The sequence below is a fragment of the Bradyrhizobium hipponense genome (assembly GCF_008123965.1).
Lineage (GTDB): Bacteria > Pseudomonadota > Alphaproteobacteria > Rhizobiales > Xanthobacteraceae > Bradyrhizobium > Bradyrhizobium hipponense.
Map to the genome: position 1 here is coordinate 36,852 of NZ_VSTH01000055.1, position 16,724 is coordinate 53,575.

General features: G+C 64.9%; 10 protein-coding genes. 4 read left to right on the forward strand and 6 right to left on the reverse strand.

Annotated features, from left to right (window positions below):
- Positions 1 to 116: 116 nt before the first annotated feature.
- Entirely contained in the window at positions 117 to 4,850 is a 4,734-nt protein-coding gene (gene gltB, locus FXV83_RS17765) for a glutamate synthase large subunit (protein ID WP_148740694.1), read from the reverse strand.
- A 489-nt stretch (positions 4,851 to 5,339) separates the two neighbouring features.
- Between gltB and FXV83_RS17770 the strand changes: the two genes are divergently transcribed.
- The gene (locus FXV83_RS17770) at positions 5,340 to 6,101 is read left to right on the forward strand and encodes a hypothetical protein (RefSeq protein WP_148740695.1); all 762 of its coding nucleotides are present in this window, start codon (positions 5,340 to 5,342) and stop codon (positions 6,099 to 6,101) included.
- 69 nt (positions 6,102 to 6,170) lie between these two features.
- Here FXV83_RS17770 and FXV83_RS17775 read toward each other — a convergent pair whose 3' ends face one another.
- Both FXV83_RS17775 and FXV83_RS17780 read right to left on the reverse strand, forming a co-directional pair.
- Entirely contained in the window at positions 6,171 to 6,941 is a 771-nt protein-coding gene (locus FXV83_RS17775) for an alpha/beta fold hydrolase (protein ID WP_148740696.1), read from the reverse strand.
- A gap of 312 nt (positions 6,942 to 7,253) precedes the next feature.
- Positions 7,254 to 7,715: an Hsp20 family protein gene (locus tag FXV83_RS17780; RefSeq protein WP_187435980.1), complete on the reverse strand. Its 462-nt coding sequence runs from the start codon at positions 7,713 to 7,715 to the stop codon at positions 7,254 to 7,256.
- Between the two features lie 206 nt (positions 7,716 to 7,921).
- Here FXV83_RS17780 and FXV83_RS17785 point away from each other — a divergent pair, with 206 nt between their 5' ends.
- Positions 7,922 to 8,869, forward strand: coding sequence for an alpha/beta hydrolase (locus tag FXV83_RS17785; protein WP_148740698.1), 948 nt, complete (start codon positions 7,922 to 7,924; stop codon positions 8,867 to 8,869).
- 189 nt (positions 8,870 to 9,058) lie between these two features.
- On the opposite strand, the gene FXV83_RS17790 is transcribed toward FXV83_RS17785, so the two are convergent.
- Complete coding sequence (locus FXV83_RS17790; RefSeq protein ID WP_148740699.1) at positions 9,059 to 11,815, reverse strand: di-heme-cytochrome C peroxidase; 2,757 nt, start codon at positions 11,813 to 11,815, stop codon at positions 9,059 to 9,061.
- Between the two features lie 180 nt (positions 11,816 to 11,995).
- Entirely contained in the window at positions 11,996 to 13,792 is a 1,797-nt protein-coding gene (locus FXV83_RS17795) for an adenylate/guanylate cyclase domain-containing protein (protein ID WP_148740700.1), read from the reverse strand.
- 228 nt (positions 13,793 to 14,020) lie between these two features.
- Here FXV83_RS17795 and FXV83_RS17800 point away from each other — a divergent pair, with 228 nt between their 5' ends.
- Complete coding sequence (locus FXV83_RS17800) at positions 14,021 to 14,653, forward strand: LysE family translocator (RefSeq protein ID WP_148740701.1); 633 nt, start codon at positions 14,021 to 14,023, stop codon at positions 14,651 to 14,653.
- Between the two features lie 178 nt (positions 14,654 to 14,831).
- Here FXV83_RS17800 and FXV83_RS17805 read toward each other — a convergent pair whose 3' ends face one another.
- Positions 14,832 to 15,584 (reverse strand): sulfite exporter TauE/SafE family protein, encoded by a 753-nt coding sequence (locus FXV83_RS17805; RefSeq protein WP_148740702.1) that lies wholly within the window; start codon positions 15,582 to 15,584, stop codon positions 14,832 to 14,834.
- 87 nt (positions 15,585 to 15,671) lie between these two features.
- Between FXV83_RS17805 and FXV83_RS17810 the strand changes: the two genes are divergently transcribed.
- The gene (locus FXV83_RS17810) at positions 15,672 to 16,562 is read left to right on the forward strand and encodes a LysR substrate-binding domain-containing protein (RefSeq protein ID WP_148740703.1); all 891 of its coding nucleotides are present in this window, start codon (positions 15,672 to 15,674) and stop codon (positions 16,560 to 16,562) included.
- Positions 16,563 to 16,724 lie beyond the last annotated feature (162 nt).

Here is a 16,724-nt window from a genome sequence, read left to right on the forward strand (position 1 = left end):
TTTGTCGTTTCCTCACCGTCATTGCGAGGAGCTCTTGCGACGAAGCAATCCAGTCTGCTTCCGAGGAGAAAGTCTGGATTGCTTCGCTTCGCTCGCAATGACGGAGTGTGATTGCCCTACGCCCCGATCGCGATTTTCGGCTCGGCGTCCGCGTTGGCGGCCAGTTCGCGCAGCGCGCGCCGGTACTCGACCGGCATCACCTTGCGGAATTTGGGCAGCCAGTCCTTCCAGTTGGCAAGGATGTCGGCGGCGCGCTTGGAGCCGGTCGCTTTCGCGTGGCGCGTGACCAGAACGTGCAGCCGCTCGACGTCGGATTCGAGCAGGTTGTTGAACACGTCGACCCGGCCGTGCGCCTCGAGGTCACCAAACTGATTGTAGGCGCTCTGGGCAATCATCTCCTCCGAGAGGACCGGCTGGAGCTCGACCATCGAGAGGTTGCAGAGCTTGTCGAAGTCACCGGTCTCGTCGAGCACATAGGCGATTCCGCCGGACATGCCGGCTGCGAAGTTGCGCCCGGTCTTGCCGAGCACGACGACGATGCCGCCGGTCATGTATTCGCAGCAATGATCGCCGGCGCCCTCGACCACCGCGACCGCGCCGGAGTTGCGCACGGCAAAGCGCTCGCCGGCGACGCCGCGGAAGTAGCACTCGCCCTGAATGGCGCCATACATCACGGTGTTGCCGACGATGATGCTCTCTTCCGGCACGATGCCGCTCTCCTTCGGCGGCTTGACGATGATCTTGCCGCCCGACAGGCCCTTGCCGACATAGTCGTTGGCTTCGCCTTCGAGCTCGAAGGTGACGCCGTGCGCGAGCCAGGCGCCGAAGGCCTGGCCGGCGGTACCTTTGAGGCTGACATGAATGGTGTCATGCGGTAGCCCCGCATGGCCGTAGATCTTGGCGACCGCACCCGACAGCATCGCGCCGGCGGAACGGTTGGTGCTGTTGATCGCGGCTTCGATCTTGACCGGTGCGCCGCGGTCGAGCGCGGGCTGCGCCTTCTCGATCAGCGAGCGGTCGAGCACCGCTTCCAGATGATGGTTCTGGCGCTCCGAATGATAGATCTTCTGGCCCTTTTCCTCCTTCTGGCGGACGAAGAGCTTGGAGAAGTCGAGGCCCTTGGCCTTCCAGTGCGCGACCAGCTTGGTCTGGTCGAGCAGCTGGGTCTGGCCCACCATCTCGTTGAAGGTGCGGAAGCCGAGGCTCGCCATGATCTCGCGGACTTCCTCCGCAACGAAGAAGAAGTAGTTGATCACGTGCTCGGGCTGGCCGGTGAAGCGCTTGCGCAGAACCGGATCCTGCGTCGCGACCCCGACCGGGCAGGTGTTGAGGTGGCACTTGCGCATCATGATGCAGCCGGCCGCGATCAGCGGCGCGGTGGCAAAACCGAACTCGTCTGCGCCCAGCAGCGCGCCGATCACGACGTCGCGGCCGGTGCGGAAACCGCCGTCGACCTGGACCACGATGCGGCTGCGCAGCCGCTCGCGCACCAGCGTCTGGTGGGTTTCGGCAAGGCCGATCTCCCACGGCGAGCCGGCATGCTTGATCGAGGTCAGCGGCGAGGCGCCGGTACCGCCCTCGAAGCCCGCGATAGTGACGTGGTCGGCGCGTGCCTTGGCAACGCCGGCGGCCACCGTGCCGACGCCGATCTCGGAGACGAGCTTGACCGAGACCGCGCCGTCCGGGTTGACGTTCTTGAGATCGTAGATGAGCTGCGCCAGATCCTCGATCGAGTAGATGTCGTGGTGCGGCGGCGGCGAGATCAGGCCGACGCCCGGCGTTGAATGCCGGACCTTGGCGATGGTGGCGTCGACCTTGTGACCGGGCAGCTGGCCGCCTTCGCCGGGCTTGGCGCCCTGGGCCATCTTGATCTGCATCATGTCGGAGTTGACGAGGTACTCCGTGGTGACGCCGAAACGCCCCGAGGCGACCTGCTTGATCGCCGAGCGCATGGAATCGCCGTTCGGCATCGGCTTGAAGCGGTCGGCTTCCTCGCCGCCTTCGCCGGTGTTCGACTTGCCGCCGATCCGGTTCATGGCAATCGCGAGCGTGGTGTGCGCCTCGCGCGAGATCGAGCCGAAGCTCATCGCGCCAGTGGCAAAACGTCGGACGATGTCCTTGGCCGGCTCGACTTGCTCGATCGGCACCGGCTTTCGCTTCTCTTCCTCGGCGCCCTTGATCCGGAACAGGCCGCGCAGCGTCAACAGGCGCTCCGACTGCTCGTTGAGGATCTTTGCAAAGGCGCGGTAGCGCTCCAGCGAATTGCCGCGCGCGGCGTGCTGAAGCAGCCCCACCGACTCGGCGGTCCAGGCATGGTCCTCGCCTCGGGTGCGGTAGGCATATTCGCCGCCGACGTCGAGCGCGGTCTTGTAGACCAGCGCGTCGCCGAACGCGTCGGCATGACGGCGCACCGCCTCTTCGGCGATCTCGGACAGGCCGACGCCTTCGACGCGGGTGTGGGTGCCGGCGAAGAATTTTCCGACGAAGTCGGCCTTGAGGCCGACCGCGTCGAAGATCTGCGCGCCGCAATAGGACTGGTAGGTCGAGATGCCCATCTTGGACATCACCTTCAAAAGGCCCTTGCCGATCGACTTGATGTAGCGCTTGACGATCTCGTAGTCGTCGAGCGAACCGGGCAGGCGGTCCTTCATCGCGATGATGGTCTCGAACGCAAGATAGGGATTGATCGCCTCCGCGCCGTAGCCGGCGAGGCAGGCGAAATGATGCACTTCGCGCGGCTCGCCGGATTCGACGACGAGGCCGACCGAGGTGCGCAGGCCGGTGCGGATCAGATGATGATGTACGGCGGCGCAGGCGAGCAGCGACGGGATCGGCACCCGGTCGGTGCCGACCATGCGGTCGGACAGGATGATGATGTTGACGCCTTCACGCACCGCGCTTTCAGCGCGCGCACAGAGCTCATCCAGCACCTGGTCCATACCGGCCGCACCGAGGCCGGCGTGGAAAGTCGTATCCAGCGTGCGCGACTTGAAGTGGGATTCGGCCACGTCGGAGATGGAGCGAATCTTTTCGAGATCCGCGTCGGTCAGGATCGGCTGACGCACTTCAAGCCGCTTGGTGGTGGCCATCCCCTGGAGGTCGAACAGGTTCGGCCGCGGTCCGATGATCGAGACCAGGCTCATCACCAGCTCCTCGCGGATCGGGTCGATCGGCGGATTGGTGACCTGCGCAAAATTCTGCTTGAAGTAGGTGAACAGCGGCTTGGCCTTGTCCGACAGCGCCGAGAGCGGCGTGTCGTTGCCCATCGAGCCGGCTGCCTCCTCGCCGGTGGCCGCCATCGGCGTCATCAGGATGGCGATGTCTTCCTGGCTGTAGCCGAACGCCTGCTGGCGATCGAGCAGCGACAGGTTGGAGCGTACGCCGGTGGTCGGCACCTTCGGCAGCTCTTCCAGCACGATCTGGGTCCGCTCCAGCCACTCCTCGTAGGGATGACTCCGGGCGAGCTCGGCCTTGATCTCGTCGTCGGGAATCAGGCGGCCCTGCTCGAGGTCGACCAGCAGCATCTTGCCGGGCTGGAGCCGCCACTTGGTGATGATCTGGTCCTCGGGGATGGTCAGCACGCCCATCTCGGACGCCATCACGATGCGGTCGTCCTTGGTGACGAGGTAGCGCGCCGGCCGCAGGCCGTTGCGGTCGAGCGTGGCGCCGATCTGACGGCCGTCGGTGAAAGCGATCGCGGCGGGGCCGTCCCACGGCTCCATCAACGCGGCATGATATTCGTAGAAGGCACGGCGCTTCTCATCCATCAAGGGATTGCCGGCCCACGCCTCCGGAATCATCATCATGACGGCGTGCGGCAGCGAGTAGCCGCCCTGCACCAGGAATTCGAGCGCGTTGTCGAAGCAGGCGGTGTCCGACTGGCCTTCATAGGAGATCGGCCACAGCCGGCTGATGTCCTTGCCGTAGAGCTGCGAGCTCACTGAGGCCTGGCGTGCCGCCATCCAGTTGACGTTGCCGCGCAGCGTGTTGATCTCGCCGTTATGCGCGATCATCCGGTAGGGATGCGCCAGCGACCAGGCCGGGAAGGTGTTGGTCGAGAAGCGCTGATGCACCAGCGCCAGCGCGCTCTCGAAGTCCGGCTCGTGCAGATCGGGATAGTACTTGCCGAGCTGGTCGGCGAGGAACATGCCCTTGTAGATCACGGTGCGGCAGGACATCGAACAGGGGTAATAGCCGGCGAGCCCGCGGTCGCGGCGCTGGTAGATCGCCTGGGAGATCGACTTGCGCAGGATGTAGAGCCGGCGCTCGAAATCGTCCTCGGTCTCGGCGGTGCCGTTGCGGCCGATGAACACCTGCATGCAGGCGGGCTCGGTCGGCTTCACGGTGATGCCGAGCGAGGAATTGTCGGTCGGCACGTCGCGCCAGCCGAGCAGCGTCAGGCCTTCTTCCTTGATCTGGTCGGCGATAATGCTCTTGATGACGTTGCGCCAGGCGGTGTCGCGCGGCATGAACAGCGCGCCGATGGCGTATTCGCCGGGATTGGGCAGCGTGAAGCCAAGCTCCTTGGCCTTGCGGACGAAGAAGGCGTGCGGGATCTGCACCAGGATGCCGGCGCCGTCGCCGGCGCGCGGGTCGGCGCCGACGGCGCCGCGATGCTCGAGGTTGCAGAGGATGCTCAGCGCGTCCGCGACGATCTCGCGGGACTTCTTGCCCTTGATGTTGGCGATGAAGCCGACGCCGCAGGAATCCTTTTCCAGGCTCGGATCGTAGAGCCCTTCAGCCGGCGGACGCGAATTGTGCTCCTGAATCGGATCGGTCGTTTTCGAGGCGACCGTCGCCGACAGTTGTTCTGCCACGATGCTTGCGCGCCCGAATTGCGACCCGTTCATGATTCCTGTCCTCTCCATGCGGCGAGCTGCCTCACCGCCATCTTCGGCGCACCTTGGGCGTTCCGCGGCACCCGCTCCTGGGCTACCGCTCGTCCGCTGCGAGCCGCATTTTCTTAAATTCAGGCCAAGGCGTTCTACGTCCCCGAGAACGGCTTTGCCTGTTGCCTTCTGGCGCTCGAAAGCACCAACTTTCGTTGCAATCCCTATGCCGGAACCGCAAGCAAAATTGAGACAGTCTTCCTGTCCTAAACATCACCTTGCCAAATTTTTGTCTATCACACAAGCGCGTGCAAGTCCCGATTCCCAACGTGTCAATCGACGCTTTCCGCTTGCGCGCCGCCCCGGATTTGAAGCAAACGCGCCCCGATCCGGCCCAAGCGCCGCCGGAATCCCGAATGAAGCTTCGCCTTGGCCCTTCGAAAGGCGCGCCACGCCGCAAGAAGCGAAAGAGCGCAAGCCCCGTCAGGGCCTGACAGGAGCGTATCGACCATGAAGTTTTTCACAGGATGTGTGGCCGCAGCCGCGCTGGCGCTAGTGGCAACGGCCGCTGAGGCGCAGGTGCCGGCGAACGGAGCGGCGCGAGCGCCCTATACCGCGGTCTCCGATATCGACGGTCCGTACGGGCCGCCGGAGGCTGCACCGCCGCCGCGCTATGGCTATGGGTATGATGATGAGCGCGGCCCGGCTCCGGCTCTGTTGCCACCAACGGAAGTTTACGCCGTGTTGCGCGACAACGGCTTCTCGCCACTCGGAATCCCTCGCCTGCGCGGTGCCGTCTACACGATTGCGGTGATCGACCGCCGCGGCGACGACGGGCGTCTTGTGATCGACGCCCGCGATGGCCGGATCCTCCGTTTCATGCCGGCCGCCGACGCCTTCGGCATGGCCCCCGCCCATGAGGAGCGCGCGGTAACACCTTACGGGCCGCAAAGCGCGCTCCCGCCGCCGACCATGGTCCGTAGCGGCCCACCGCGGCCGCCAGCCCCGATCCCGCACGTCGCAAGCCGTACTGTGCCGATTCCGAAGACCGCCCCAGCGCGCGGCGAGAGGCCGATGGCCGCCGCCAAGCCAGCATCACCCGAGCCGGCACCGCAACAGGCCCAAGCCGCGCCGCAGGCTCAGCCCGCGCAGCAGGCGGCCGCCGCCCCGCCCAAGCCGGCCGAGACCGCCGCGCCAACCGTCAGCCAGGCCAAGCCGGCACCGACGATCTTGCCGACCCAGGAGATGCCCGCCGCGCAGGGGTTGGAATAGGCAGAGAGCTCACGCAAAACATAAGGCGCCCGAAAATTCGGGGCGCCTTTGCGTTCAGGCAATCACCCCTCAGCTCCGTCCATACCCCGCCGCTTCCAGGATCAAATTCGCGACCTCCTTCGGATGCGACACCAGCGAGAGGTGGCCGGCATCGAGCTCGATCGTGGTGGCGTTCATGCGCTTGGCGAGGAAGCGTTCGAAATCGGGATTGATGGTGTAGTCATTCTTCGACACCGCGTACCAGCTCGGCTTGGAGTGCCAGGCGGCTTCGGTGGTGCGCCCGGCGAAGATCGAGGCCGCCGTCGGCCATTGCACGGCGTAGAGCTCCTTGGCCTGCTCCAGCTTCACGCCATTGGCGAAATACTTCAGGAACGCGTCTTCCGACAGCCTGGTGTAACCGTCGCGCTCGACGATGCCGGCGCGCACCGGACCGGTCGGAAATTGCTTCGACAGCGCGACGAAATCCTCGTTCGCATCGGGGGCGCGCGCGGCGACATAGACGAGGCCGGTGACCTTCGGATCGCTGCCGACCTGGCTGATCACAGTGCCGCCCCAGGAATGCGCGACCAGCACGGTCGGCCCGTCCTGCTCGGCCAGCGCACGCTTGGTCGCCTCGACGGAGTCCGCAAGCGACGACAGCGGATTCTGCACGGCGGTGACGTGCAATCCGGCGGCCTGAAGGATCGGGATCACTTCCGACCAGCTCGAGCCGTCGGCCCAGGCGCCGTGCACCAGCACGACGTTTTTGGCCTTGACGGTCTGCGGGATCTGCGCGTGGGCAAGGCTGATGGGAGCCGCCAGCAGGCTCGCGGCGACGAAAAGGCTGCGCCAAAGTGTCATGATCGTTCTCCGTCTTGTTTTGGGTTGGATATCCAAAGGACGAGGCGCAGGGCGGCGGCGTTACGCCGTTTCACCGCTCTGTGATGCAGTGCAGTAGTCCAGCAACGCAGTCCGCCAATCGGTGACGTCCTGAAAGGCCGAGACCATCGTCTCAGGGGAGGGTATGGCAGTTTCGTCCTTCGGTATTCCTTCCGCGCACGATTATCGATCTCGCGGTAGGATTTGTTGGCTTCGCCGGGACAAGGAGAGCCAAACAAAAAAACGCCCCGGGGGCACCGGAGCGTTTTCGCAACTTGGCGGCTGTCGTTGTGCTTAGGCGGCGACCGAGTTCTCGATCACCTGCGCGCCTTGCGCGCCGGTGTTGATCGCGATCTGGCGCGGTTTCTTGGCTTCGGGAATCTCGCGCACGAGGTCGACGTGAAGCAGGCCGTTCTCAAGCGAGGCGTTCTTCACCTGCACAAAGTCGGCGAGCTGGAAGGCGCGCTCGAACGCACGCGCGGCAATGCCGCGGTAGAGCACTTCGCTCTTGCTGTTCTCGTTCGCCACTTTCTCGCCCTTGATCGTCAGCGTGTTTTCCTTCGCGACGATGGAGAGCTCATCCTTGGCGAAGCCGGAGACCGCAACCGTGATGCGGTAGGCGTTCTCGCCGGTCCGCTCGATGTTGTAGGGCGGATAGCCGGGGCTGCCGTCCGAACCGGCCTGGTCGAGCAGGTTGAAGAGACGGTCGAAGCCGACGGTAGAACGGTAGAAGGGGGTCAGATCGTAGGTACGCATGGTCAAGTCCTCCATTGAGCGACTGTTGGTAACCCGCCCGCCTATCGGGCCGGGCTTAGTCTGTGTGCAGCCTGATGTTCCGGTTCCGAAACACTGGTAGCGGCCTGCACCGAGATGATATGGGTTTGGGGAAACTGCGTTCAAGAGGGCGGCAATCAGCGCCTCTGTGGCGCTCCCGCCCCCTGATTTTCAGCACTTCCCCACTCATGACGCTGGTCTCGATTCCGTCCAATCCCGTGCCCGAAGACGTCGTCAGCGGTACCATCAAGACGCCTGATGGCGCCGAACTGCGTTTTGCGCGCTGGGCGCCGCCCGCGGGCCGCAAGGGTACCGTCTGCGTCTTCACCGGGCGCAGCGAGCAGATCGAGAAATATTTCGAGACGGTTCGCGACCTGCGCGACCGCGGCTTTGCGGTGGCGATGATCGACTGGCGCGGGCAGGGCCATTCCTCGCGCCGGCTGCGCGACCCGCGCAAGGGCTATGTGCGCGACTTCGCCGACTTCGAGATCGACGTCGAGACCTTCGTGCAGCAGGTGGTGCTGCCCGATTGCCCGCCGCCCTTCTTCGCGCTGGCCCATTCCATGGGCGGCGCGGTGATGCTTCGCCTGGCGCATGCGGGAAAACGCTGGTTCGACCGCATGGTGCTGTCGGCGCCGATGATCGACCTGCCCGGCCGCGCCACCTCGTTTCCGGTGCGGACGCTAGTGAAGACGATGCGGCTGCTCGGGCAGGGTGGCCGCTACATTCCCGGCGGCAGCGACCGCCTCACCGGGCTCGATCCGTTCATCAACAACCCCCTGACCAGCGACCCCGTGCGCTATGCCCGCAATGCCGCGATTCTGGAGGAGGATCCGACGCTCGGGCTGGCTTCACCGACGGTCGCCTGGGCCGACACGGCGTTCCGCGCGATGAACACCTTCAAGCGCATGAGCTACCCGTCCGAGATCCGCCAGCCGATCCTGATGCTGGCGGCCTCCAACGACACCGTGGTGTCGACCGCGGCGATCGAGGAGTTCGCCTATCATCTGCGCGCCGGCTCCCACCTCGTCATCGCCGGCTCGAAGCACGAGATCCTCCAGGAGCAGGACCGCTACCGCTCCCAGTTCTGGGCCGCCTTCGACGCCTTCGTACCGGGCACGCCGCTGTTCAAGTGAGGCGGCGGTCTCTGCGAGGGCGGTGAGAATTGGACTCGCGGAGAGACCTCATTCTCCGTCATTGCGAGCGCAGCGAAGCAATCCAGAATCCTTCTGCGGAGACGGTCTGGATTGCTTCGCTGCGCTGGCAATGACGATGTGGATGCAATCCGACCTTTCCCCGCAAGCGGGGTGAGGTAAGAAAGAGCGCTACAGCGTCTTCAGATACTCGATCAAATCGTAGCGCTCGGCGTCGTCTTTGAACATACGGCCGATGACGCCGGGGCGTTTCGGCTCGCCGTCCTTGCGCTCGAAGGAATGGCCGAGCACGCTGTTGCCCTGGATCGGTTTGTCGTCAGGTCCCGTCATGGAGAACTGCGTTTCGCCGGTCTTGCAGCGCTCGTCCGCGCTGACCGCAAAGCCGACGGTCACGGGATCATAGTCGCGGTGGCCCATGCAGAACTTCGTCGGGCGCTCGTTCTGCGGCTTCAGCAGCCAGTACAGCGAAGGCACCGAGCCGTTGTGCAGATAGGGGGCGGTCGCCCAGATGCCGTTCAGCGGCCGCGCCCGATAGCGTGGTCCGGGCGCCGGATTGAGGCAGTTCTTGCGGGCGAGATTCCACAGTTTCGCCCGCTCGGCGTCCGGGATCTTCTCGTCGTCCATCCACTTGCGGGCGACGAGGTCGACGACCGTCATCAAGCCCAGTGCGTACACCATCTCGGTCGGCGAGCTCGCGGTCGAGCCGTCGCATTGCCACCAGGTCTTGAGATCGGCGGTATTCACCTTCAGGAAGCCGGGCATGTCGACCGTCCTGCTGCTCAGCACAAGGGACTGTTCGGGATCGGTCTTGATCTCGTCGAGCGGGATCGTCACCGCGTTCAGGACCTTGCTGTCGCCGCTTGCCTCCCAATGTTTCGAGGACCAGAAGGCCGGGGTGTCGACGGCCGGCAGGTGACATCCGGAGCACATCTCGGCGTAGATCGCACGACCCCGTTCGATGCGATCAGGCTTCAGCTTCCAGGCATCGTCGAGTATCTGCGACGGCCATTTCGGCGACAGCAGACCGCCGAACTTCGGCTCGGCCGCCTTGAACGGATCGGGGCCTCTGAGCATGTCCTCGATCCAGCCGAGCGTGTTGATATGAACCGAGGACCGCCAAAGCCTGTCCTCCGGATAGGCATCCGATAGATTGAGCAGCGCGGTCACGCCGAGGGCTTCGCCGGCATTGCGGATCAGCGGCTGTTCGATCGAGGCGTCGTATTGGGCGAATTTGAACCACGGCACGGTCCAGATCGCGGGATAGCTGACCGGCGCGTCCTGGGCATGCAGGTTCTTTTCGAATCCACTGAGCCCGCTCAGCGCGAGATCCTGCGAAAACACCTGGTTGCCGATGCGATTAAGGGCATCGAGGCGGCCGAAGCCTTCCTCGGTGTCCTTCTGCACCTTCTTGTCCCAGGTCTCCTTGTGCGCGATCGTATCGTTGTACTTGTTCTGCCAGTCGATCAGGAACGTGCCGATCGCGCTGAGCTTCTGCTTGAGCGCGTCGCGGTCGGTCTTGCTGGCTTCGGGGCCGAGCACGCGATCGGCAAAGCGCTGGAAGCGGAACGGAACATACAGCGTGTAGGCGATCGACAAACCTGTCGCGATCTCGAGCTTCTTCAGGTCGGTCATGGCGGGGCCGCCGTCGAAGCGCACGTCCGCGCCCTTGTAGTGGATCTGGCCGGTATGGCAGGCCGCGCAGGTCAGTCCGATCTTGTCCTCTTCGCGACGGCCCGTCGCCGGATCGACGACACCGGTCATCCGCGCGAAGCCCACCGGCAGCCCGTCGACGTTCTCCGCCGCCGTCCACCGGGTCGACCAGTCCGGCAACGACGTTGTCGTCTCATAGACATTGGCGTAGCCGAAGCGGCGCAGTGTCGTCGCGTCGGTCTGGATCGACTGCGGGCTCGGGATGAAGCCGAAGCGCTCGAGATAGACGCTGTCCTTCATCATGCCGGGCCGCGACACCAGATGAAGGCGTGGCTGCTCCAGCGCCAGGAACCAGCTATAGGGCACCGGAAAAGTCGCGGTGCCCTGAGTGGCATGGTGGAACCAGTGCCGGTCCTTCAGCGACCAGTTTTGCTCGAGCCAGTAGGCTGCCGTCGTCTCCGGCAAGGTGGGCAACGGCGGCGGCAGCAGCTGCGCGAGGATTCCCTTCTGCGGCAGCATGGCGCGGACTTGGTCGGGAAATTCGGCCACCGCAACGAGCGCGACGAGGCCGATGGCGAGCAGCCACGCCGCGGCCTTGACGGCGCGCCGCACTGTGCGCTGGCAGGCCGACAGCACGGGCTGCGTCAGCAGCCGCTGGTTGATGCGAGCGGGAAATTTGCGCTCATTGAACAGCGTGCGCACGTCGGCCACGCTGAGATAGCGGTCCTCGCCTTCGCCCTTGCCCATGATCTTCAGAAGGACGGGCCATTCGAATTTCATCAGCAACGGATAGTACCAGCGCGCGGCGCTGCCGGCGCGCTTGAGGTTGTCGTTCATGAAGGTCTTGATTTCCGAAGTGTTGAGACCTTGCTCGGTGTTGCCGCCGTCCGGATCGGCGTAGGCACGGCCGAAGCCGGCAAGCCGCGCGATCTCGTCCTCGTTGACCTTGCCGTCGACGCCGAGGATGCGCGAGCCGGCGCCGCGCTTGTCGAGGGGGCCGCCGCGCAGCGCGTCGAGCTGCGCGCCGGCAAAGATGCTCTTCAGGATGTGCTTAAGACCGTTGGCGATGAGCGCCACGCCGCGGACCTGGAGGCCGGCGAATGCCTTCTTCGGCCCCGTTTCGCCGCTCGCATCCGCGATGGTCTGCGACAGCGCGCCGAGCGGAACCGTTCCGCCGGCTACAAAACCCTCGCCGACGAGGCCGCGCAGGAACGGACAGGGATTGTCCTGCGACACTTCGATCGAGGGAACGAAGGGTTTCGAGGTGGGGTCATGCATGGCCCAAAATCCTGAAAACAGCGAATCGGTGAAATCAGACGCGCCGATCAAGCGCGGAAAGTCCTAACAAACAGACTTTAGACTATACTACTTCAGCGTGTGACAATGTGTGGCTGAATTCACTGGGCTGTCAACAAAAGCGGACGTGAGATCGCCGCCCCGGCTCAGCTTGCCCTGCCCTCAGGATTCGGCGGCGCGTTTGACGTCGCTCTGGACCAGGGTCAATTTGCCGAGCGGGACGCCCGCTTTCAGCAGGCCTTCGCGGTAATGGGCGATGTCCTCGGGCCGCTTCCAGTGAAAATTGCGCAAATGGCGGTCGACATTCAGGGTCGGGTAGTTGCGCATGAGCACCAAGGTAGCCTCGCTCGCTTCGGCGATCCGCCCCAACTGCGCCAGCGCCGCGGCGCGGATCGCCAGCGCCTGCATGTGGTTGGGGTTGACGTAGAGCTGCTCGCGGGCCCACGACAGGGTCGCATCATACTGCCCCAGAAGATAATGGCTGAACGCGTTCAGCGCCGCCCATTGGTAGCGCGGATCGCTGTTGTCGCGCTGTGCCGCCATTGAAAACAGCTCGATCGCCTCGCGATGCTCGCCGATGACGAAATGGCAGATGCCGAGCACGCCGCGCGCGCCCACGTCGTAGGGATTGAGGGCGACCGCGCGCCTAGCGGCGTCCATCGCGGCCTCGTCATGCCCCTCCATGGCGTGGACCCAGGACAGGATCGAGAACGCGAAGGAGGAGCGCGGGTCGAGCCGGACGCTGGTTTCGGCGAGGTTCATCGCCTCGGCCCACATCTGGCGCGTGCCCTTGACCCAGCCGAACTGGATGCTCTGGATCTGGATCGTGGCGAGATACGCGTGTGCGATCGACAGTTTGGGCTCGAGCCTGATGGCCTCCCGGAACAACTCGACGGCGGCGTTGAGGTCCTCTTTGGTCTGCCGGTAGTAGTGCGACAGCCCTTTGAGGAAGCGGTCCCAGGCGTTGACGTCGGTGGAGAGCCGCGCCGGCGCCGAGGCCTCGGCCCGGACGATCTCGGTGGCGATGGCGGCGGACAGGTTCGTGGTGATCTCGTCCTGCATCGCGAAGAGGTCGCCGATGTCGCGGTCGTAGCGGCCGGTCCAGAGCTGCTCGCCGGTTTCCGGCGCAATCAGTTCGGCGGTGACGCGGATCTTGGCTCCGGCACGCCGCACCGAGCCCTGGATCAAATAGGTCGCGTCGATCTCCCGCGCGATCAGGCGGGTGCTTGTGTTCCTGCCCTTGAAAGTGAAGGTCGAGTTGCGGCTCAGCACGCGATAGAAGGATTGCAGCGACAGCGCGTGGATCAGATCCTCGGTCAGGCCGTCGGAGAAATATTCGTCCTGGGCGTCGCTGAGATTGGCGAAGGGCAGCACGCCGACGATCGCGGTCCGGTACTGCTGCGCGAGATTGGATGCCTCCTTCAACTCGGGCGCAAGCGCCGGTGCGCCCTCGTGCGTCCAGGTCCAGACGCCGACCGGATCCTTGATGTTCTTGAAGCGGTGGTTGCCAGCATCGACCAGCGGCACGCTCAGATGCTTGCTCGCCTCCTCGTAGGCCTTGGCCGAGATGGCGAAGCCGCCGGGGCTCGCCACGGATTCGAGGCGCACGGCGATGTTGACATCGTCGCCGAAGACCTCGTCCTCGTCGGCGATGACATCACCCATATGGATGCCGAGGCGAAACTGCATGGCACGATCGGCGGGCAGGTGCTGGTTGCGCTCCGCCATCAGCGTCTGCATCGCAATCGCGGCCTCGGTGGCGCCGACGATGCTCGGGAATTCCAGCAGGAATCCATCGCCGGTGTTCTTCACGACGCGGCCGCCATGATTGAGGATGATGGGGTGAATCGCGCTGCGATGGGCCTTGAAGGCGGCATGGGTGCCAGCCTCGTCGCTGCCCATCATGCGCGAATAGCCGGCGACATCGGCGCAGACGATGGCAGCCAGGCGTCTTTCCATATCCACGGTGCTCCAAGGGCTGGCGGACCGGCCACGGGCGATGGTAGTCGCCTCGAATCCTGCATTTCAAGAACCCTGCCTTTATAGAGCAGATAAGGCCCAGCGAAAGTATGATCCGCATTGCAAATTCGGGGTAAATTCTGCGCAATCGCGGCGGTGGACGGTGCGGGCCGAACCGATTAAGCCGAATCGCTTGAGACCGCCCGATCGGGGCGGCGGGGGAACGGCATGCTGGGCATTCACGAGATCTGGCTCTTCGTCCTGTCGGGATTGCTGCTCAATATCACGCCAGGGCCGGATACGGTCTATGTCATCGGCCGCAGCATGCAGATGGGGTGGCGGGGCGGGGCCGCTGCCGCCTTCGGCATCAGTTGTGGCTGCTTTTTCCATGTCGCGGGCGCGGCGATCGGCCTTTCGGCCCTGCTGATGGCCTCATCCACCGCCTTCTCGATCCTGAAGCTGGCCGGCGCGGCCTATCTCATCGTGACCGGCTTGCGGATGCTGTGGTCGCGCCCGGCGCTGGCGTCGGCGATTGACGAGCCCGAGCGGACCTCGCTGCGGCGCGCCTTCCTCCAGGGCGTCTTCACCAATGCGCTCAATCCCAAGGTTGCGCTGTTCTTCCTGGCGTTCCTGCCACAATTCGTCGCAGCCGACGCGCCGCACAAGCCGCTCGCCTTTCTGACGCTGGGCCTGATCTTCATCTGCACGGGAACATTGTGGTGCCTGGTGCTGGCGGCATTCGCGGCGAAGGCCGCCCACCGGCTCCGGCAGTCCGAAGGCGTGATCGCCTGGATCAACCGTACCCTTGGCGGCCTCTTCATCTATCTCGGCATTCGCGTCGCCATGCTGGAGACGCGGTAACTCATTCGAACGAATGATAAGGGCTGAGCTGCGTAGGGTGGTTAGCCGCGCGGCTGCGCGAAGCGCAGTCGCAAGGCGTAACCCACCTCTTCTGTCCCTGCAGATGCGAACAGTGGTGGGTTACGCCGAGCAGCTGCGCTTCGCGCATCTGCACGACTAACCCACCCTACGTTCTCCCCTACGCGAATTCCTTCAACACTGGGCTGCCGGCGAGATAAAGGCCAAGCAGGATCATCGCGATCAGGAACCAGCGGCGAAATGCCTCCGCCGGCATCCGCGCCCGCACCGACTGGCCGATGAACATGCCGGCAAAGGCGCAGGCCATGCCCACGGCGCCGGGCACGGCATTGGCCGCCGTCAGCAATCCGCCGGCCGTCAGGTTGAAGGCGAGCGCCAGTGTCGCAGTGGTGAAGAACACGCCGAGCGCCTGCACCAGTTCGTCCTTCTCCATGCCGATCGCCTGCATGAACGGCATCGAGGGGATCACCTGCACACCGGTCGAGGCCGAGATCACGCCGGTGACGACACCGACCACGCCGCCAACCCATTTCTCGTTCTGCGGCGCGACGCGGAAGTGAAACTTGTTCAGCCCGATGATTGCGTAGATCACCAGCAGCACGCCGAGTACGATCGTGCCGTAGCGCGCATGCGGACCGGTCAGCGCGCCGGCATTGAGCCAGCATCCGATCACTGTGCCGATCATCAGCGGCCACAGCCGTCTCAGGATGTCGCGCAAGTGAGGGCCGACGAAGGTCTGCCAGATGTTGGTGACGATGGCCGGCACGATCACGATGGCGATCGCCCGGCTGGGGGCCATGCTCACTGCAAGCAGGCCCATCGACACGGTCGGCAGGCCGAGCCCGATCACGCCCTTGACGAATCCGGCAACCAGGAACACGGCGGCGATGACGATGAGGAGCGGGTCGATCATCCCTGCACATTGACCGAAGCCGCGCCCCGGCACAATCTGGAGGTTACGCAGACAGCCTTCGTCTGGAGCGAAGGCTGAGGAGACGCCATGCGCTTCGACCTCGTTGACCTCCAACTCTTCATCGCAGTCGCCGACCAGCGCAGCATCACCCGCGGCGCGGAGCGCTCGCACCTGGCCCTGGCCTCGGCGAGCGCGCGCATCAAGGGGCTCGAGGAGGCGCTCGGCGTTGCGCTGCTCAAGCGCGGGCGCCGCGGCGTGGAGTTGACCGCGGCGGGCGAGAGCCTGCTTGATCACGCCCGCCTCGTCATCCACCAGATCGACGCCATGCGCGGCGATCTCGCCGGCTTTGCCAGCGGTGTGCGGGCGAGCGTGCATTTCCTCGCCAACACCTCGGGCCTGTCGGAGCATCTGCCGAAGGCGCTCGCCGGCTTTCTGCGCGAGCATCGCGACGTCGCCATCGACATCGAGGAGCGCGAGAGCACCGACATTGCGGCTGCGATCACCGCGGGCGCCGCCGACCTCGGATTTGCCGCCGAGCACGCGCTGCCCGACCACATCGAGCGGTTCTCCTTCAGCGAGGATCGCCTGATGCTGGTGACGTCGCGGCGCGGCCCGTTCGCCGGGCGCCGCCAGATCGATTTCCAGGAGGCGGGGGCCTGCGACTTCGTCGGGCTGACCAGCGCCACCGCGCTGCAGATGCACATCTCGAAGCACGCGGCCCGGCTCGGCATGCGGCCGCATTTCCGCGCCCGCCTGCGCGACTTCGACGCGATCTGCCAGCTCGTCGCCGCCGATGTCGGCGTAGCCCTCGTGCCCGAAGCCGCCGCCCGCCGCTGCGCCAAACTGATGCCGCTCGCCATAGTTCGCCTGCGCGACGCCTTCGCCAATCGCCGCCTCGTGATCTGCGCGCGCAGCTTCAAGACACTGCCGCGACCGGCCAAGATGCTGGTGGAGCATTTAAGGGCCGCGGCGGTGTGACGGGGCGCTGCTCTGACGCTCCCCTGGAGCGCTCACTTGCATCTGCGCGCAATGGCGCCATCATTGGAGGCTCTCGGAGATTGTGCCGGCGTTGTCCCAGAGATCGCTGGAGCGCGACATTTTTGCCATCGACGGCCGATTCCAGCGACCGGTTCCCGTTGC

Coding starts and splice junctions, on each gene's coding strand:
- gltB (WP_148740694.1), bottom strand. CDS start 4,850: ATGAACGGGTCGCAATTCGGGCGCGCAAGCATCGTGGCAGAACAACTG.
- FXV83_RS17770 (WP_148740695.1), top strand. CDS start 5,340: ATGAAGTTTTTCACAGGATGTGTGGCCGCAGCCGCGCTGGCGCTAGTG.
- FXV83_RS17775 (WP_148740696.1), bottom strand. CDS start 6,941: ATGACACTTTGGCGCAGCCTTTTCGTCGCCGCGAGCCTGCTGGCGGCT.
- FXV83_RS17780 (WP_187435980.1), bottom strand. CDS start 7,715: ATGCGTACCTACGATCTGACCCCCTTCTACCGTTCTACCGTCGGCTTC.
- FXV83_RS17785 (WP_148740698.1), top strand. CDS start 7,922: ATGACGCTGGTCTCGATTCCGTCCAATCCCGTGCCCGAAGACGTCGTC.
- FXV83_RS17790 (WP_148740699.1), bottom strand. CDS start 11,815: ATGCATGACCCCACCTCGAAACCCTTCGTTCCCTCGATCGAAGTGTCG.
- FXV83_RS17795 (WP_148740700.1), bottom strand. CDS start 13,792: ATGGAAAGACGCCTGGCTGCCATCGTCTGCGCCGATGTCGCCGGCTAT.
- FXV83_RS17800 (WP_148740701.1), top strand. CDS start 14,021: ATGCTGGGCATTCACGAGATCTGGCTCTTCGTCCTGTCGGGATTGCTG.
- FXV83_RS17805 (WP_148740702.1), bottom strand. CDS start 15,584: ATGATCGACCCGCTCCTCATCGTCATCGCCGCCGTGTTCCTGGTTGCC.
- FXV83_RS17810 (WP_148740703.1), top strand. CDS start 15,672: ATGCGCTTCGACCTCGTTGACCTCCAACTCTTCATCGCAGTCGCCGAC.